The organism is Bacillus sp. ATD, from assembly GCF_050585765.1.
In the GTDB taxonomy this organism is placed as follows: Bacteria; Bacillota; Bacilli; order Bacillales; family Bacillaceae; genus Bacillus; species Bacillus stercoris.
Genome location: NZ_JBOBQH010000004.1, coordinates 1 through 18,277 on the forward strand (window position 1 = coordinate 1; position 18,277 = coordinate 18,277).

Annotated in this window: 21 protein-coding genes and 1 pseudogene; 2 read left to right on the plus strand and 20 right to left on the minus strand. The window is 43.9% G+C overall.

Translation table 11 applies throughout. The annotated features are described in order from the left end of the window. Positions 1–18: 18 nt before the first annotated feature. From ACQXR1_RS10570 to ACQXR1_RS10590, 5 genes are all read right to left on the minus strand, one after another. Positions 19–249 carry a YrhC family protein gene (locus ACQXR1_RS10570; RefSeq protein ID WP_430772089.1) on the minus strand — a complete coding sequence of 77 codons (231 nt, stop codon included), beginning with the start codon at positions 247–249 and terminating at the stop codon, positions 19–21. Between the two features lie 82 nt (positions 250–331). Beyond that, a complete protein-coding gene (locus tag ACQXR1_RS10575; RefSeq protein ID WP_430772091.1) occupies positions 332–1,471 on the minus strand; it encodes a bifunctional cystathionine gamma-lyase/homocysteine desulfhydrase in 1,140 nt (379 codons plus the stop codon). 1 nt (position 1,472) lies between these two features. Beyond that, a complete protein-coding gene (locus ACQXR1_RS10580) occupies positions 1,473–2,396 on the minus strand; it encodes an O-acetylserine dependent cystathionine beta-synthase (protein WP_014664784.1) in 924 nt (307 codons plus the stop codon). Between the two features lie 62 nt (positions 2,397–2,458). Next, positions 2,459–3,154 carry a 5'-methylthioadenosine/S-adenosylhomocysteine nucleosidase gene (gene mtnN, locus ACQXR1_RS10585; RefSeq protein WP_014664785.1) on the minus strand — a complete coding sequence of 232 codons (696 nt, stop codon included), beginning with the start codon at positions 3,152–3,154 and terminating at the stop codon, positions 2,459–2,461. Between the two features lie 20 nt (positions 3,155–3,174). Then, positions 3,175–3,816 carry a class I SAM-dependent DNA methyltransferase gene (locus ACQXR1_RS10590; protein WP_014664786.1) on the minus strand — a complete coding sequence of 214 codons (642 nt, stop codon included), beginning with the start codon at positions 3,814–3,816 and terminating at the stop codon, positions 3,175–3,177. A gap of 192 nt (positions 3,817–4,008) precedes the next feature. Here ACQXR1_RS10590 and ACQXR1_RS10595 point away from each other — a divergent pair, with 192 nt between their 5' ends. Continuing rightward, on the plus strand, positions 4,009–4,212 hold the full coding sequence (locus tag ACQXR1_RS10595) for a YrzA family protein (RefSeq protein WP_227098862.1): 204 nt from the start codon (positions 4,009–4,011) through the stop codon (positions 4,210–4,212). A 36-nt stretch (positions 4,213–4,248) separates the two neighbouring features. Here the strand turns inward: ACQXR1_RS10595 and ACQXR1_RS10600 are convergent, their stop codons facing one another. From ACQXR1_RS10600 to ACQXR1_RS10660, 13 genes are all read right to left on the minus strand, one after another. Beyond that, positions 4,249–4,944, minus strand: coding sequence for a YrrS family protein (locus ACQXR1_RS10600; protein ID WP_430772093.1), 696 nt, complete (start codon positions 4,942–4,944; stop codon positions 4,249–4,251). Positions 4,945–5,008: 64 nt separating this feature from the next. Continuing rightward, complete coding sequence (locus ACQXR1_RS10605) at positions 5,009–6,763, minus strand: peptidoglycan D,D-transpeptidase FtsI family protein (protein ID WP_430772095.1); 1,755 nt, start codon at positions 6,761–6,763, stop codon at positions 5,009–5,011. A 53-nt stretch (positions 6,764–6,816) separates the two neighbouring features. Next, a complete protein-coding gene (greA, locus tag ACQXR1_RS10610; protein ID WP_004399078.1) occupies positions 6,817–7,290 on the minus strand; it encodes a transcription elongation factor GreA in 474 nt (157 codons plus the stop codon). Positions 7,291–7,540: 250 nt separating this feature from the next. Next, the gene (gene udk, locus ACQXR1_RS10615; RefSeq protein ID WP_003225916.1) at positions 7,541–8,176 is read right to left on the minus strand and encodes a uridine kinase; all 636 of its coding nucleotides are present in this window, start codon (positions 8,174–8,176) and stop codon (positions 7,541–7,543) included. A gap of 6 nt (positions 8,177–8,182) precedes the next feature. After that, a complete protein-coding gene (locus ACQXR1_RS10620) occupies positions 8,183–9,451 on the minus strand; it encodes a peptidase U32 family protein (RefSeq protein ID WP_003229802.1) in 1,269 nt (422 codons plus the stop codon). Positions 9,452–9,469: 18 nt separating this feature from the next. Then, positions 9,470–10,399, minus strand: coding sequence for a peptidase U32 family protein (locus ACQXR1_RS10625; RefSeq protein ID WP_040082309.1), 930 nt, complete (start codon positions 10,397–10,399; stop codon positions 9,470–9,472). A 5-nt stretch (positions 10,400–10,404) separates the two neighbouring features. Further along, positions 10,405–11,058, minus strand: a complete 654-nt coding sequence (locus ACQXR1_RS10630) for an O-methyltransferase (protein WP_014664790.1) — start codon at positions 11,056–11,058, stop codon at positions 10,405–10,407. Between the two features lie 151 nt (positions 11,059–11,209). Next, positions 11,210–12,292, minus strand: a complete 1,083-nt coding sequence (gene mltG, locus ACQXR1_RS10635; RefSeq protein ID WP_148343590.1) for an endolytic transglycosylase MltG — start codon at positions 12,290–12,292, stop codon at positions 11,210–11,212. A 140-nt stretch (positions 12,293–12,432) separates the two neighbouring features. Continuing rightward, a complete protein-coding gene (locus tag ACQXR1_RS10640; protein WP_014664792.1) occupies positions 12,433–12,714 on the minus strand; it encodes a DUF1292 domain-containing protein in 282 nt (93 codons plus the stop codon). Between the two features lie 17 nt (positions 12,715–12,731). Then, positions 12,732–13,148, minus strand: a complete 417-nt coding sequence (gene ruvX / locus ACQXR1_RS10645) for a Holliday junction resolvase RuvX (protein ID WP_003229795.1) — start codon at positions 13,146–13,148, stop codon at positions 12,732–12,734. 7 nt (positions 13,149–13,155) lie between these two features. Then, on the minus strand, positions 13,156–13,422 hold the full coding sequence (locus ACQXR1_RS10650) for an IreB family regulatory phosphoprotein (protein WP_003225903.1): 267 nt from the start codon (positions 13,420–13,422) through the stop codon (positions 13,156–13,158). A gap of 84 nt (positions 13,423–13,506) precedes the next feature. Next, entirely contained in the window at positions 13,507–16,143 is a 2,637-nt protein-coding gene (gene alaS, locus ACQXR1_RS10655; protein WP_040082306.1) for an alanine--tRNA ligase, read from the minus strand. Positions 16,144–16,472: 329 nt separating this feature from the next. Beyond that, positions 16,473–17,534: an AI-2E family transporter gene (locus tag ACQXR1_RS10660; protein WP_040082305.1), complete on the minus strand. Its 1,062-nt coding sequence runs from the start codon at positions 17,532–17,534 to the stop codon at positions 16,473–16,475. 137 nt (positions 17,535–17,671) lie between these two features. On the opposite strand from ACQXR1_RS10660, the pseudogene ACQXR1_RS10665 reads away from it, so the two are divergent. Next, positions 17,672–17,897: pseudogene (locus ACQXR1_RS10665) on the plus strand (amino acid ABC transporter permease); the annotation flags it as partial. A 34-nt stretch (positions 17,898–17,931) separates the two neighbouring features. On the opposite strand, the gene ACQXR1_RS10670 reads toward ACQXR1_RS10665, so the two are convergent. Both ACQXR1_RS10670 and ACQXR1_RS10675 read right to left on the minus strand, forming a co-directional pair. Continuing rightward, entirely contained in the window at positions 17,932–18,063 is a 132-nt protein-coding gene (locus tag ACQXR1_RS10670; protein ID WP_014664797.1) for a DUF3918 family protein, read from the minus strand. 21 nt (positions 18,064–18,084) lie between these two features. Next, positions 18,085–18,276 (minus strand): hypothetical protein, encoded by a 192-nt coding sequence (locus ACQXR1_RS10675; protein ID WP_003225893.1) that lies wholly within the window; start codon positions 18,274–18,276, stop codon positions 18,085–18,087. Position 18,277: the final 1 nt, after the last annotated feature.

An 18,277-nucleotide genomic window follows, 5' to 3' on the forward strand; every position in this document is an offset into this window, starting at 1 on the left:
CGCGATGATGGCTGTTTTTTATTCGTCAGCTTCTTCCAAACGCTTCTTGTAAATAAGTGAACGGTCAGCGCAAAAGAAGGCACCGGCTAAAAATACGCAATCCGCTAAAAACATAGTCGATTTCTGGCCTAATGTTAAGCCTTGATCAGGGAGAACTGCGCCTATATATAAAAAAGTGCTGACTGCAAGCAATGTAAAAGCAAAATGCTTGTAGTCTTCTTTTAAAGTTTTCATTCTATTTTTATTCAAAAGAATCACCTGCCAGATTCATAGTATACGACTATTATAATATAATCCGGCGGCTTACAGAGAAAGTAATTCTATCCATTTGTTATATATTTTCAAGCGCTCGGCCGATATCTTCCAGCAAATCTTCCGCATCTTCAATTCCCACAGAAATTCTGATCAAGCCGTCCGTAATGCCGAGCTCAAGCCGGCGTTCTCTCGGAATAGAGGCGTGTGTCATTCTAGCCGGAACAGAAATTAAGCTTTCAACCGCCCCCAAGCTTTCAGCAATGGTAAACAGTTTCAGATTTCCTAAAAACGCATCTACCCGTTCTTCACTGCCGATATCAAAGGAGATCATGCCGCCGAAGCCAGATCCTTGCGTTTTTGCAAGCTCATGTCCGGGATGATTTGAAGAACCGGGATAATATAACGTTTGGACAGCAGGGTGATTCTCAAGAAAGCTTGCGATTTTCCGCGCATTTTGATCGATCGCTTCCATTCTGAGTCCCAACGTTTTGATTCCTCTCATCAAAAGCCAGGAATCTTGAGGGCCGAGCACACCGCCTGTGGAGTTTTGCACAAAATGCAGCTCTTCTCCAAGCTCTTTCGAGGCTGTTACAACTAAACCTCCGACGACATCACTGTGTCCGCCAAGATATTTTGTCGCACTATGAAGCACGATATCAGCGCCTAAAGTAAGCGGCTGCTGAAAATAAGGCGTGTTAAAGGTATTGTCTACGATAAGCAGTACTCCTGATTTTTTTGCGATATCCGCCATGAGCGTCAAGTCGGTGATTTTGAGCAACGGGTTTGTCGGTGTCTCAATATAAATGGCTCTTGTGTTAGGACGAATTGCTTTTTCAACTTCTTTTCTGCTGCTCGTATCGACAAATGTTGATTCAATGCCAAGACGGTTAAGCACCTTTGTCATCACGCGGTATGTTCCGCCGTACACATCATCAGTCAACACGACATGATCTCCGCTGTTAAACAGCATCATAACTGCTGTAATGGCAGCCATTCCTGAGCTGAACGCATAACCTGCTTCCCCGTCTTCCAGTTCTGTCACAAGTGATTCGAGAGCGGTTCGAGTCGGATTGGCCGTTCTTGAATACTCGTAGCCTGTATGCTGCCCTGCTTTCGGCTGTTTGTACGTGCTTACTTGATAAATGGGCACGGAAACTGCGCCTGTTTTCTCATCACCTGTGATTCCGCCATGTATCATCATTGTTTTTTTCTTCATATCAGATGCCCCCTTCGTATATTTGTTTGCTGATATATCGATCGCTGCTGTCAGGAAATACAGTAACAATGTTAGTTCCCGCGGATGCTTTTTTCGCTTCCTCCAATGCTGCATAAAGCGCAGCACCTGAAGAGCTTCCGATCAGCAGGCCTTCTTTTTCTGCCGCTTCTTTCACAAGTCTAAACGCATTCTCATCTGTTACGGTGTAGATCTCGTCAAAGTGATTCTTATTCATATAATCGGGAATGAACTCCATGCCGATGCCCTCGGTTTTATGAGCATGAGGCTCTCCTCCGTTTAAAATCGAACCCTCCGGTTCAACAATCACCGTTTTGACTGCTGGATTTTTTTCTTTCAAGTAGGAAGCTGTTCCTGCAAACGTGCCCCCTGATCCTGCCCCGGCGACAAACGTATGAATATTCCCGTCAAGCGCTTCCCATATTTCAGGTCCAAGCGTCTTATAGTAAGTCGATGGATTTACTCGGTTTTTAAATTGCAAAACACAATAAGAATTTTCAATCTCAGTCTCCAGCTGCATGGCTTTTTGAATTGCGCCCTGCATTCCGTCCTCACGCGGGGTATGAATGATTGATGCTCCAAGCGCCTGCATAATTTGCTGCTTCTCTGTGCTGAAATGTTCCGGGACACAGAAAATCGCTTTCAACCCATATTTTCTGGCACTTAGCGCAAGGCCGATCCCTGTATTGCCTGCCGTCGCTTCTATAATCACTCCGCCGGGCTTTACCTTGCCTGAATCGAGCGCGTCACGAATCAGCATATCTCCCAGTCTGTCTTTGATGCTTCCGCCGGGATTCATCATTTCAAGCTTGGCATACACCGCGACTCCTTCTGGAACATCAAAGTTCTTTAAGCGGAGAAGCGGTGTATTCCCAATCAGCTCGGTAATGTCCGTAATCACTGTCATGTATGTCCTCCTCCTTATTAGAGGTTGTTTTTAGAAAAAACGGAGGAGAACATGCCTCCGTTTTAATGAATGCGTTTGATCACCTTTAACACAAGCTCTGTTGAATTGACAGCCGCCTGCTCTAAAAATTGGTCAAATGAAACATGTGATTCTTTTCCTGCGATATCTGATAACGCTCTGATGACGACAAACGGCGTTTTAAATTGATGGCACACCTGAGCCACTGCCGCAGCCTCCATTTCAACCGCGTATAGATCAGAAAATCTCGCACGCACCTCTTCAACCCGCTTCGGATCGTTCATAAAAGAATCGCCTGTTGCAATCGTTCCTTTTGCAACCTGAATGCCGTCGAGTTCGGAAACCGCTTCTTCCGTGATGCTGATCAGCTTTTCATCCGCCGGATAAGCAGCCGGAAGACCTGGCACTTGCCCGTATTCATAGTCAAAAGCCGTTACGTCTACATCATGGTGGCGAACGTCAGTGGAAATGACGACATCTCCTACATTCAATGTATGATGAAATCCGCCCGCTGAGCCTGTGTTAATCACATAATCAGGCTTGTAACGGTCAAGCAAAAGCGTCGTGCTGATAGCAGCATTCACTTTTCCAATTCCTGATTTTAGAAGAATCACTTCAGTTCCTTCATATTCGCCAGTTGTAAATTCACAGTGTGCGATTGTTTCTGTTTTTGCATTTTCAAGTTTGTTTCTTAGGATGGTAACTTCCTCTTCCATTGCTCCGATGACTGCTAGTTTCATCTATTCACATTCCCTTCATTTTACCGTTTGATCGCCTCCATTATCCACACGAAGTCGTTTTGCTGAGTGAATTGGACTGCAAAACTTTCAGCTGTAAACATCTCTTTCAACGCATCCAATGTAGGATAATGTTCTGTCTCTAAATCATTTGCAAGCTGATAGAAGCCTTGTGAACGGGCTTTATCGATAGCCTGTTGATACGCTTGCGCATCTTCAAAGACGGTATCGGCAAACACTATTTTATCATGCAAATGAAGGTATTTGCCATATTGCTTTATGGCGGCCCGCTTTTCTTCGTCGGTTAAATGATGAAAAGCGTATGAACTGACAATGGTATCAGCCTGAAATGGCGGCTTAGGGAATGTCAAGAAGTCTCCGTCTACGATTTCCGTTCTGCCTGAAAGTTTGTCAGAAGCCAGTTTACGCATTGCTGGAGAAGGTTCGATTCCAAATACAGTTTTGCCCGCATCAAGCAGCTTTGCTGTCAAATTCCCGGTCCCCGGGCCAAATTCTAACACGTGCATTCCAGATTTGCTGACGATGGCATCAAGGATATGATCGTAGCCTCTGAACGCTTCTTTATACTGAATATCAAAGCCTTGTACTGTTTGATCATAAGTTGCTGCCCAATCTTCAAAGAGAGGGATAAATTCACGTCCCATATTTGTCACACTCCATATTTAATAATTCCTATAAGTATACTATGAATTAACGATGGAACAGTTCCTATCATACCACATCTTCTGAAAAGCAGGTACTAAAACACTTTGTGTATTTTATGCCATCTCATATTGCGCATTGACTGCAAAAAAGCTTATACTTCATATGACTTGTGAAAGCTGGAGGGTCAAGACATGAATTTTCAATTAGATCTGATTAAAGACAAAGTGGAATTTTTTGAAGCGGCTTCATTGCAGGAGCTTGAAAAGAAAATCAATACACAAATTGAAAACAATAAAGCCATCATGCTCCGGGTGAAATCTGTTTCACACCAAACTGCTGTGGCAGAAGGAAGAATATTTTATAGCGCGGTGGTTCATTTCGCAGCAGAATCCTAAAACAAAAGCAGCCGGTTGTAGCCCGGCTGCTTTTGTTTATTTTAGCTTTTCTACTTTTGTCGGCTTCCAGCCTTTTTTATCAACCCATGTAATCGTGACTTGATATTTATTCCCAGTCGCCTTGTCTAAAATCTTGCCTTTGGCGTCCTGAGGGCTGCCGTTATTTCCGAGCCAGAGCACCGTCATGTTATCTGTTGAGACACCTGTTGCATATGAAATGGCTTTTAGCATCTCAGCCCAGTCTTGTGAGCTTGAATCATAAGTAGCGGCATGCTCGCCTGTCTGCTCAGTTCCGACTGCTTTCCAGTCAGAATTTTCATACGTTTTTTCCACATCGCTTGATGAGCCGCCTTCTGTAACTTTTGCATCTTTAAGCCCGTCACCTGCTGAATCTGAGTCAGAGTCATCTTTTTTAGAAGAAGAATCATCTTTTTTTGAATCTGAATCAGAATCTGAAGACTTCTCAGAATCCTTTTTGCTGTCAGAAGTATCTTTCTTGCTGTCTTTTATATCCTCATCCGATTTCTTTTCCGTCTTTCCCGAAGCCGGAGATTCTTGTTTTTGTGTCGTTTCAGAATCCTTGCTGACATCTTTGCTAGAAGGACTGTTAATGAAGAGATTCGCTGCTACTACGACAATTAGTATGGATACGATTGCGATTAAAATGTTAAGCACTAAATTGGCTTTCCTGCGCTTATCACGGTTTTCATAACGAGATTGATTATTGCTCAATAATTCTGCACTCCTTTATCCCTCTTGGCTCAGCATATATTTTAACATGTGCTGAGAAGTTGTTCTATTTCTGATTGATTTCAATTTCGTGTACTTTTTTAACAATATCATAAAACACTGAATTTGTCAGAGCCTTATCTCCCGGTGTATCCATGTGTAAAACAACAAGAGCGTATTTCGGCTTATCCGCGGGAAAGTATCCGGCAAACCATTTTTCATAAAGCGTTTCTTTCTCTTTTGAAAGCTTGCCTGTCTGGGCTGTGCCCGACTTCCCTGCTACAGTATACGGAAGATCTTGAAACCTTCTGCCCGTTCCGGAAGGAGATTCTACCACCCGCCGCAGCATTTTTTGAAGCTGCTGTGACGTATATTTGTCTATCGTTTCTCCTTTAAGCTTCTGATCTTTAAACATAACGAGCGTTGTGCCATTCTTATACTCAATTTGTTCGGCAATTTTCACCTGCCGTTTTTCTCCGCCGCGGGCGATTGTCGCCATCATATTGGCTACCTCGAGCGGCGTTACCTTTACATTTTTCTGCCCAATCGCTGTTTGCGCAATGGCTTTTTTGACTGATTTGTCTTTTTCATCCCCCCATATCACGCCGCTTTTTTCGTTATACAGCTGACGGAAATCGGTTTCGTGGTACAGCTTTCCCTCCCAGCCTGCCCGATCAGTGAGAGCCAGCTTCTCAGACATATCTTCAATAACCGAGCTGTCTTTTTTCATTAATTGTTCTGCAAGACTCGTAAATGTGTAATTGCAGCTTTGGGCAAAACTTTCATCAAAAGACAAGGTTCCTTTGTCGTCCCCCGGTTCCCCGTACAGGTTTAAATTGCAATTAAAGGTTTGGCTCGGCTTCACCGTATTATTTTCGATTGCTGCCGCTGCAATAACTGTTTTAAAAACTGATCCGGGATAGATTGGCGTCAGCATATAATTTTGAAGTGTGTTTTGCCGGGACACATCCGCATTAGGTTTGCTTACAATACCCAAAACGCTGCTATTTTCGATGTCCAGCAGCACAGCTCCTCCTTTTTTCAGCCCCTGTTCATTCAATACCTCCTCCATCGCTTTTTGAATGCTTTGATCGATCGTTGTTTTGACCTGGAGCGGATAAAATGTATTGGCTTCAGCTGTATATTTGACGTCCATGCCAAACAAAGGGTTTCCCTTTCCGTCCACATGATATAAAAGCTTTGTGTCTTGTTCCGGAAGCAAAAATTCATCAAATGTCCGTTCTAAACCGGTTGTTCCGATTTCTGTCGTAATCGGAAGGTTCTCCTTGTCAGGATATTTCTTTCGGAGCAGTGCCGGATCTTGATTCGTGCTCCCTATCGTATGTGAAGCAAGGCTTGGCTTGTCTTCATTCTCCATATATACGCCGTAAATGCCGGGATATTTCAAAGAATTGATTTTTGTGATAGATTGTTTTGAAAGTGTTTTGATTTTCTTTTGCTGCAAAATGACCGGTTTTTTTGCCTTACCTAGTGTCTGGCGCAAATCGTCTTCAGACATGCCGAGGATGTCCGCAACTTTTTTGATCGGCCAATCCTGTGTCAGCAGAAAAGGGAACAAAACAACCGCAGGCTCGCTTTGGCCTGTCAGCGCCCGCCCGTTCCGATCTAAAAAAGAGCCTCTTCCATCAGAAATGAGCACTTCCTCCGTTCGTTGTTTCACACTTTCTTGGATCAAATTGATTTTCTTTTTAGAAAATGATTCTGTGAAGAACAGCTGGATTTCCGCAAGCCTCAGCAGAAGCAGAAAAAATACAATCAAAAAAGCGATGACTGCCAGCTTCATTCGTTTCGATATCATCATAAAAAAACACCTCACCCACATTGTGGACGAGGTGTTTCGCTGCTAAACAGATATTATGAAATTTTCACAATTTTCACGAGCATTTCTCCGCCCGGTGTTTGAACTGTGACTTCTTCGTCTACTTTTTTGCCTAAAAGGCTTTTTGCGATCGGTGAATCGTTTGAGATTTTCCCTTCAAACGGATCAGCTTCAGCGCTTCCGACGATCGTATATGATTCTTCGTCGCCGTCAGGCAGTTCGACGAAAGTGACGGTTTTACCCAAGCCGACTACGTTAGATCCGCCGTCATCTTCAATGATTTTCGCATTGCGAATCATATTTTCAAGAGTCGTCACGCGGCCTTCTACAAATGCCTGCTCTTCTTTCGCTGAATCGTATTCAGAGTTCTCGGAAAGGTCTCCGAAGCTTCTCGCAATTTTGATGCGCTCTACTACTTCTTTTCGTTTAACCGTTTTCAAATATTCTAATTCTTGTTCAAGTTTCTGTTTTCCTTCTGCAGTCATAGGAAAAACTTTCTCTTGTGCCATGTCCCTTCACTCCTTCTGGTTGTCCCTCAACATCTTCGATTATGTATGAGAGCATAAACTAAAAAATACAAGAATGAGAACACAGGGCAGTCCTCGTTCTTCTCTCCCATATAGGTACTGTTTATCTTAAACTGAATCTTGTCGTTCTGCAAATATTTCGCGTTTATAAACAGGGAAAGAAGGGAATTCGCACATTCCCTTCCTGCCTATACATAATATGGTCAGAGTTATTTATGTCTATGCTATGGTATTACAAAATCGCGTTTTGTTCAAGAATGGTTTGAATTTTTGTGACCATCAGATCAATTGCGACGTGATTCTGACCGCCTTCCGGGATAATAATATCAGCGTATCGTTTCGTCGGCTCGACGAATTGATTATGCATCGGGCGGACCACTGACACATATTGTTCAATGACAGAATCAATAGAGCGTCCGCGCTCATTAATATCTCTCATAATCCGTCTGATGATACGCAAGTCAGCGTCCGTATCAACGTAAAGCTTGATATCCATCAGATCACGAAGCCTTTTGTCTTCAAGAACAAGAATGCCTTCAAGGATAATAACATCCTTTGGCTCTACGTGAACCGTTTCTTCTGAACGGGTGTGCAGCTTATAATCATAGATCGGCTTTTCAATCGGGCGATAATTCAATAGATCCTGAATATGCTCGATTAAATAGTCATTATCAAACGCAAGCGGATGATCATAGTTTGTGTTCAGCCTTTCTTCAAACGGAAGATGGCTTTGGTCTTTATAATAAAGGTCCTGCTGGATCATTAAAATCGAGTGTCCTTTAAATTGTTCATAAATGGACCGTGTGACACTCGTTTTTCCTGAACCGGAACCTCCTGCGATTCCAATGACTACTGGATTCTTACCCATGGGCTGTTACTTCCCCTTTCTCATCATGTTGCTCGGATAAATCTTTTTGTCTAGTTTGAATTTGACAATTTGCAGGGGATGGCGGGCAGCATCTAGCTCATTTCCGTCTTCGTCCCAAATGGTTTCAATCGTATGTGTAAAGTTTTCGATTTCCGGACCGAAAAATTCCACTTCGTCGCCTTTTTTGAAGAAATTGCGCTGCTGAAGCGTGACCATTTGTGTGTCTTCATCATAATTCAGCACTAAGCCGACAAAATCATATGTCGTTTTTTTGGCATGCTCGCCGAACATTTGCTCTTCATAGCCTGGCGTTCCTTCAAAGAAAGCTGTCGCAGTGTCCCGGTTGGCGCACTTATCGAGCTCTTCAAGCCATTCTTTTTGAATCACAAAGTTTTCTGGATCAGCGCAATAAGCATCAATTACTTTGCGGTATACGCTGACAACAGTTGCTACATAGTGAATGGATTTCATGCGACCTTCAATCTTTAAGCTGTCTATTCCCATTTCGATCATTTTCGGAATGGATTCAATCAGCTTCAAATCTTTCGGGCTCATCGCAAATGGTGCATCTTCTTCACCATACAAAGCAACGGCGTTGGCACCGTCTGTTTGGTAGAGATCATAATCCCAGCGGCATGACTGGCAGCAGCCTCCGCGGTTGGAATCCCGCGCTGTCATGTGATTGCTCAGCACGCAGCGTCCGGAATATGCAATACACATTGCGCCGTGAATGAAGGATTCGATTTCGATATCTACCTTTTCTTTCATTTCTCTGATTTCAAGAGCGCTTGTTTCACGTGCCAGCACGACGCGATCAAGACCTTCTTCCTTCCAGAACTGGACAGCCTTCCAGTTTGAAAGAGACTGCTGTGTGCTCAAGTGAACCTCAACATTCGGCGCCACTCTGCGGCATGTTTCGATAATAAGCGGATCCGCCACAATGATGCCGGCAACGTTGGCATCTCCAAGCGCTTTTAGATAGTCTTCAAGCCCGTCCATGTTTTCATTATGAGCGAAAATATTCGTTGTTACATAAATCTTCGCGCCATATTTCTTCGCGAATTCAACGCCTTCTGCGATTTCTTCGATCGTAAAGTTATCGGCATTCGAGCGCAGCCCATATTCCTGTCCTCCGATAAAGACCGCGTCCGCTCCGTAATGAACAGCGATTTTCAGCTTTTCAAGATTACCCGCAGGTGCGAGAAGCTCCGGCTTTTTCGTAATCACACGCTTACCATTGACGATTGTGGATATTTTATCATTTACGGCAGTCATAGCTTAACCTCCTTTTGATTAATAAACCGTTTCCTTGAAGAAGAATCCGGTATCGATTTTTCTGTTCACTGGCTGGATGCTTTCAATGCGTTCAATCCAGTCTTCTTTTTTCGCTTCGTATTCGTCACGGTCTTCCACGCACAAATCAATTGCTTCTCTGTACATTTTGGTGACTTCTATTAAGTATTCAGGCGTTTTCAGGACACCGTCAATTTTGAAGGAATCAATTCCGGCATCTATCAATTCCTCGAGCTCATCAATGATGCACACATCGTTCGGGCTCATAATATGAGTGCCGTTTTCATCTTCGAAAATCGGATATTTATTATCACGTTCTTTATCGTGCAAAAACATGCCAGATTCTTTTTTCTTTCTTTCAATGTCCATGACTTTGCCTTGATATTCAAAATAGTTTCCAATCAAAGAACGCTTCGATTGGAACATGCACGTCATTCCATGCACCTGGATTTCAATTTCGACTTCAGCATTTTCTTTCATTTCGACAATGCTATCCATGTTTAATTCTCTGGCAAGCACAGAACGCGCCGCGCCCTTGCGTCCCCAGTAGTTGCATGTATAGTAGTTGGTGCCTGTTGTTTCTGTACTCCAATGAAGCTTCAGATCAGGCGCAGATTCACGGGCAGCCATCAGCACGGCAGGATCGCCGAATACCGCTGCATCGACACCGGCTTCCGCTAAGAAAGCCAGATATTCGCCAAGCTCACCCACTTTATCGTTATGGAAAATTGCATTTACAGCAACGTATACTTTTGCCCCTTCTTTGTGGGCAATCTCTACGGCTTTCGTTACATCTTCACGAGAAAACTCTCCGGCCAATCTCAAGCCGTATCTCTGTTCCCCAACTAAAAACGCAGTTGCTCCCGCCTGTATGAGCGGTAAAATGTCAGCCGTACTTGTCGGCGTCACTAAGAGCTCTGGTTTTTTCATGACGTTCACCTCTTCTTTTTACTAATCGCAAGTCCGTCCCCGACAGGAACAATCGCAGTTTGGTAATCCGGATGATTCATCAGCCAATGATTATATTCATCAATTTTTGTTATAAGCCTGCGCCTTCTCTTCGGTTCTATTTTGCTGTAATCCTCTGCCACCAGACCTTTAAACAGCACGTTGTCCGTTAAAATCACCCCGTCCGGTGAAAGCATCGGTTCATATAAATGAAAAAAGTTTTGATACTGACCTTTTGCAGCGTCAATAAAAATGACATCGTAAGGCGCAGTTACATGAACGGCGTCAGCTAATTCAAGCGCATCTCCGTAAAAAACATGAATCCGGTCATCAAGCTGAAATTCCTTGATATTGTTTACCGCTTCTTCGTGCCGTTTCTCATTGCGTTCAATTGTATATATTTCAGCAGACGGCAGCTCCAGCGCCATTCGAATGGCAGAATAACCAATGGCCGTTCCGATTTCTAGTATTTTTTTCGGCTGTTTCAGAGACAAAATTTGAAGCAGCACCTCCATGCCCGCTTTTTCCATGATCGGGACATGATGTTCTTCTGCATATGCTTCAAGCTTCTTCACGTTATCTGGCCGAGGCTTTAATAATGCTTCTATATAGTCATTTATTTGTTCATATCGGTCAGTCACTACAAACAGCCTCCCGTTCTAAAAAGGAGTGCCCCAGTCTTATGCACAGGACACTCTCTGAATACATCATGATACATCGGTAAACAACCCGATATATTTTATCATAAAACCTTGCGGAAAGCGAACAAAAGGAGAGCTTTTTGCTCTCCTTTTATTTCTCATTTTTTGAGGAAATGTATTTTTCTTTTGCTTTATTATGCTCTTTTAGTGTTTTTGTAAATACGACCTCACCATTTGATTTGGCCAAGAAGTACAGATAGTCCGTTTTATCCGGATGCAGCGCCGCTTCCCATGACGACATGCCGGCATTGGCGATCGGTCCTGGCGTCAGTCCTGTGTTTTTATACGTATTGTATGGTGAATCGATTTCCAGATCCTTATAAAGAACCCGATCTTTATGCTTGCCTGCCGCGTACAGGACGGTCGGATCTGTTTGGAGCGGCATTTTCTTTTTCAGGCGGTTATAAAAGACGCTCGCAATTTTATGGCGGTCGGCTTTTTCTGTCGCTTCTTCTTCAATTAAAGAAGCCATCGTCAGCAGCTTATGCACAGAAAGTTTGTTTTTCTTCATTTCTGATTTATATGTTTCCACATAAGAATTTGTCTGCTTGATCATTGCCTTGATAATGTCTTCAAGTGATGTGTCCGGATCGTTAAAAGGGTATGTAGCCGGGAATAGGTACCCTTCAAGCGGGTGCTTAATGTTTTGATTGAAAACATCGTTTGTCACAGTGTCCGGGAATTCTTTCTTCAGCTGATTGATAAATGTTTCATCGTCCAGCTTCGCTATGACTTGTTTTTTCGAGTATTTCGTTTCATCAGCAATAGCAGCCGCGATTTGGGTCAGCTGTGCTCCCTCAGTCACTGTGATTTGAAAAGCGTAGCCTGTAGCCCCGCTTGTCAGCTTCTGAATAATGGCATCTAAATCCATTCCTTTATTCAGATGATAGAATCCGGCCTGAAACCCGGAAGCACCTTTATATTTCACATAGTACTGAAATGCCTTCTCGCTTTTTATGACATCATTTTTCTTTAATATCGATGCGATGGCTGAAACAGACGAACCGCTCGGAATGTTAATATTCACTGTCGTTTTACTGTCTTTTTCAACAGGTTCAAGCAATGATTTCCCATATAAAAATGCCCCGCCAATGATGAGAAACAGCACAACAATGGAAGACAGTATGATTCTTTTTTTATTAAAAAACGATTTTTTTTGCTGATTGATATACATTAGGTCTCCTCCCATCAGCTCTTATACTACATGATTCATTGTATTTCGGCAATTTATTACAAAATAAGGGCGAAAGAGGCCTGCAACAAGCAGAAAAAAACCGGAGCAGTATAGCTCCGGCTTTGGTTTGGCACGATGACTTATTCTTCGTCTTCGTCCGCTAGGAATGTGTTTAGTGTTTCTTCGATCATATCCCATTCTTCGTCAGTTTCAATCGGGAATAGCTCACCGTTTTCACCGTCTTCGTTTGGCGTGAAGCTGGAAGCAAGAATTTCTACTTCTTCGTCATCTTTTGATTCGATTGGGTAGTACAATACATAAGACTTGCCAAACTCTTCGTTTTCAAATGTAAACAGCACTTCACAAAGCTGTTCATTTCCTTGCTCGTCAACAATTGTAATATTTTTTTCGCCGTGTTCCATTTTTTTCACCTCTGGCTTTAATTTAAGCTGTCGAGATATCCTTGTAAAATCATGACAGCCGCCATCTTATCAATGACTTTTTTTCGTTTTTGCCTGCTTACGTCAGCTGCAATCAGCATTTTTTCAGCCGCCATTGTGGTAAGACGCTCGTCCCACAGCACAACAGGAACATTGTACGTTGTTTCAAGCACTTTAGCAAATGTTTGGCTGGCTTCGCCTCTCGGGCCGACTGTTCCGTTCATGTTCTTAGGAAAGCCGAGCACGATTTTATCTATAGTATAGTCCTTTATCAGTTCAGATAAACGAGATAAACCATAATCGCCTTCCGCTTCATTTATCTTTATGGTCTCAATGCCTTGAGCAGTCCAGCCCATTTCATCGCTCAGAGCTACACCGAGTGTTTTGGTTCCTAAATCGAGTCCTAATATTCTCATTCTTTATTTACGCCTCTTTATGCTGTTCTAAATAAGACTTCACCAATTCCTCGATTAATTCGTCTCTTTCAAGTTTGCGAATTAAATTGCGAGCGTCACGATGCCTAGGAATATAAGCGGGATCACCTGACAGCAAGTATCCGACAATCTGGTTGATTGGATTGTAGCCCTTTTCCTGAAGCGCGTCATACACAGTAATCAGCACCTCATTTACGTTAGTCTCAGCAGAATCATCGGAGAAATTAAATTTCATCGTTTTATCAAACGAGCTCACCGTTTTGCACCTCTTTCCCAAATTCGCAGGCAAAGTTCAGCCTGGGGTCCTAATCTTACCATCATTCTACACTACATGGGCGAATTATAAAACGGATTTCACCCAATCTTCTACAGAAGCCAAAGCTTCCTCTAGTTTTTCCGGCTGTTTTCCGCCTGCCTGCGCCATGTCCGGACGGCCTCCGCCGCCTCCGCCGCAAACTTCCGCAGCTTGTTTAACCAGCTTGCCGGCATGAAGGCCTTTCTCAATAAGGTCCTTTGTGACTCCGGCAGAAATATTTACTTTATCGTTTTGTACCGCACCAAGCACAATCACCGCAGAGCCAATCTTTGCTTTGAGTTCATCAACCATTGTGCGGAGATGGTTCATGTCTTTTGCATTAACTTTTTCCGCAAGCACGTTTACGCCGCCAACTTCTTTTACTTTCGACAGGATCGCTCCTGCTTCCACGTTGCCTAGTTTCGCAAGAAGAGATTCATTTTCTCTTTGTGCTTCCTTCAGTTCTGCCTGCAAAGCCGCGACCCGTTTCGGCACCTCTTTGATATTTGTTTTCAGCTCGTCAGCAGTCTGCTTCAATACAGAAATCTGGCTGTTCATTTCAACGTAAGCGCCTTGCCCCGTTACAGCTTCAATCCGTCTTGTGCCTGCCCCGATTCCAGATTCAGAAACGATTTTAAACAAGCCGATTTCTGCTGTATTTCTGACATGGCAGCCGCCGCACAGCTCTAAACTGTAATCCCCAACTTGAACGACACGGACAATATCGCCATATTTTTCGCCGAACAGAGCCATCGCACCCATTTCTTTTGCCTCAGCGATCGGTTTCAAATCAATATTGACCGGGATGCTCGCCCAAATTTTTTCGTTTACGATTCTTTCAATTTGGTCAAGCTCTTCTTTTGTCACTTGGCCAAAGTGTGAGAAGTCAAAACGAAGACGGTTTTCAGTTACAAGAGAGCCCGCCTGATTGACATGAGTTCCAAGAACATCTTTTAGAGCCTGATGCAATAAATGCGTTGCCGTGTGGTTTTTAATGACGCCGCTTCTCATATGGTCTTCAACTTCAGCAGTAACATGCAAGCCTTTTTGAACAGTACCGCTCTCCACAACACCTTCATGCACATGCTGGCCGTTCGGCGCTTTTTGGACATCTTTAATTCTCACAACTGCCTGCTCGCTGCGGAGATAGCCTTTGTCGCCGATTTGACCTCCGCTTTCTGCATAGAACGGTGTTTCATCAAGAATGAATTGAATGCTTTCGCCTTCATGAGCCTCTTCGATTAATTGGCCGTCCTGAAGAAGCACAATGACATTGGCATCAGCTTTGGTTTGAGAATAGCCGACAAATGTACTTTCATCGGTCACGTCGCGCAATGCGCCGCCCTGCACCTGCATGCTGCCGACATCCTGGCGGGCGTTTCTTGCCCGTTCACGCTGCTGGTTCATTTCTTCCTCAAAGCCTTCATGGTCAACCGTCATGTTCTCGTCTTCAGCGTATTCTTCAGTCAGTTCAACCGGGAATCCATACGTATCATACAGTTTAAACACATCAGCACCTGAGATGACGCTGCTGCCCTTGTCTTTTTCTTTTTTGATCATTTCTGACAGGATCGCAAGCCCTTCATTAAGGGTCTCATGGAACCGTTCTTCCTCGGTTTTAATGACTTTTGCGATGAAATCCGCTTTTTCTTTCACTTCAGGATAGAAATCAGCCATGATTTCTGCGACAACCGGCACTAAATCAAACATGAACGGACGGTGGATGTTGATCGTTTTGGCATAACGGACGGCACGTCGCAATAAGCGTCTTAATACATAGCCGCGGCCTTCATTTGACGGCAGCGCCCCGTCACTGACAGCAAAGGCAACTGTTCTGATATGGTCGGCAATCACTTTAAACGCAGTGTCCTTCACATTGTCTTTGCCGTATGTTTCACCAGAAATCGATTCTGTTGCTTTGATGATCGGAACAAACAAATCGGTATCAAAGTTTGTCGGAACATTCTGGATGACAGATACCATTCTTTCAAGTCCCATGCCTGTATCAATGTTCTTCTTCGGAAGCGGTGTGTACGTGCCGTCAGGGTTATGGTTGAACTCTGAGAACACAAGGTTCCATACTTCTAAGTAACGGTCGTTTTCTCCGCCTGGGTAAAGCTCCGGATCTTCTGGATCATTACCATATGCTTCACCGCGGTCGTAGAAAATCTCCGTGTTCGGTCCGCTCGGCCCTTCACCGATATCCCAGAAGTTCCCTTCCAGACGGATGATTCTTTCTTCAGGAATACCGATTTTTTTCGCCCAAAACTCATACGCTTCTTCATCCTCAGGGTGAACCGTAACTGAGAGAAGCTCTTTGTCGAAGCCGATCCACTTATCGCTCGTTAAAAACTCCCAAGCCCATGTAATGGCTTCTTCTTTAAAATAATCGCCGATGGAAAAGTTTCCGAGCATTTCAAAGAAAGTGTGATGGCGCGCAGTTTTACCTACATTTTCTATATCGTTTGTTCTGATCGCTTTTTGAGCGTTTACGATTCTTGGATTTTCCGGCACGACACGGCCGTCAAAATATTTTTTCAGCGTCGCAACACCGCTGTTGATCCAAAGCAGTGAAGGATCCTCATGAGGCACTAATGACGCGCTTGGCTCTACCGCATGCCCTTTTTCTTTAAAGAAATCCAAAAACATTTGACGCACTTCCGCAGAAGTTAAGTGTTTCATTGTATTTCCTCCTCTATAAAAATCGAAATTCTCTTCAGTGACAGCAAAAAAGCCCTCCCCCTATGCAAACCAACGTTTACACAGGGACGAGAGCTGTCTCGCGGTACCACCCTGATTACGGGCTTCATTCGCCCGTCACCTTAAACCCTGTAACGCAGGATGTGCGGCAGTGATTAACTGCACTCAGGATTAGCTTCCTCCGATCTTCTGCTAAAGCTCCTTTCAGCTTATGGAGCTTCTCTCTTTAACAGGGCTTCGGCGTACTCAGATCCGTCACTCGAGATTCGTATGTATTCTACGAGAAATTATAGACAAGCGGCACGCCAATGTCAATGCTCTGTCCTCATCCGCAAAAAATGGATCATCATCACTTTTAAAACAGCCGTCGCAGGAACAGCCAGAATCATCCCGACGATTCCCGCAAGCTCCCCTCCGGCGAGGAGCGCAAGCATGATTACGACCGGATGCATTTTAAGGCTTCTGCCGACAATGAACGGACTAAGGATATTGCCTTCCATAAACTGCAGAATAAACACCGTAATCACCACAACAAGAACCGCCTTCACTGAGATCGTCATCGCAATTAACAATGCAGGAACAGCTCCAATGAAAGGCCCAAAATACGGAATGACATTCGTGATCCCAGAGATAAGGCCGAGTATCAGCGGATACGGAAGCCCAAATACCCAGAACGTAAAGCCGGCAATCACGCCGAGAATCAAGCAGACCAAAAGCTGCCCGCGGATGTAATCTCCAAGAGAGTCATCCACATCGCGCAAAAAGGCGCTGCCTCGCTTTCTCCACGACTTCGGAGTCAGGTACCATACCGTCTTTTTCATTAGCTCAATGTCCTTTACCATATAAAACACAAGAAAAGGGATCGTTGCCGCAATTAAGAAATAATCAAGCACGTTTCGGATTCCGCTGATCGCACCCTCGATCGTTCCAGCAAAAAACGCCTCCGTCTGGCTGATCATTTTATCTATACGGTGATGCATACCATCAGGCCAATCATCCGTATGATTATGCACATGAAGAAGGAGCCCGTTATACGTTTCGGCAAACATCGGTATATTTTCTGACAACTCCGTCAGCTGCACGATGAGAACAGGCACCCCCTTATACAGCGCCCAGCCAATCCCGCCAAAAAAAAGAACATAAATCACCAAGATGCTCAAAGTCCTAGGCAATCCTTTGCCATGCAGCCATTCCGTGACCGGAAGCAATAAATAAGATATAAAAATGGAAATAATCAAAGGAATAAAGATCGTTTTTATGACGTACCAAAAGGGTGTCCATAACATATCAAGCATAAAAAAGACGTAGACTGTTAACAGAACCAGCAAACAAATGGCCACCCATAACAAAAGCTGCACCGGTTTTTGAAGCATCTGCTTTCACCTCACCTATATCTTTTGAGGTTTACACAGAATTATTCTTTTATGTTTTCAGCCAGTCATAAGTCGTGGACATTTTTTCAGATCGTTTAGTGTGTTTTTAAATCCGCTATGCTATTTGAAATTACCTGAAGCGGCTGATAGAAGCGTCGTGCTCCACCAGGATGAGCTACACTGACTTTGTTCTTTTCATGCCGCAAGCGCTCCGCTGCATGGTTCCGCCCATTAGATACATCGCTTGCTGTTGTGATTGCTCTGCCCGAACTGATCAGACGGCGGTTATTTTTTTCGATCTTTTTACTTACGGCATTTATGTATGTGGCAGTCAATTACTTCCTTTCTGTCCGGCAAATATAGAAAAGGATACTCTTTAGAGAGTATCCTTTTTGCATTAAAACATTTTCATCATTCTTCTTCTCATCCGCTTCATGCTTCGATTATTCAGCATGTCAGATTGAGTCGCCATTCGGTACACGAGAGCTCCGGCTCCCATTGCCAAAAGAGAAGTCATCGTCCGATTCATCCTGCGCATCTCCTTTCATGATTAAAAATTGATGCTGCGTTCATCCTCAGAAAACAAATCATCCAAGCTGCTTAACGTTCCGTCTTCTTCCACCTGATGAGTTGCAATTTTCCCTTTCGCCACTGTCAGCTCAATAAAACAGCCCCAGCAATAATATTGGTTCACGCCGATTTTCCCGATATCCTTACTTTTGCAATTCGGGCATATAAGCATA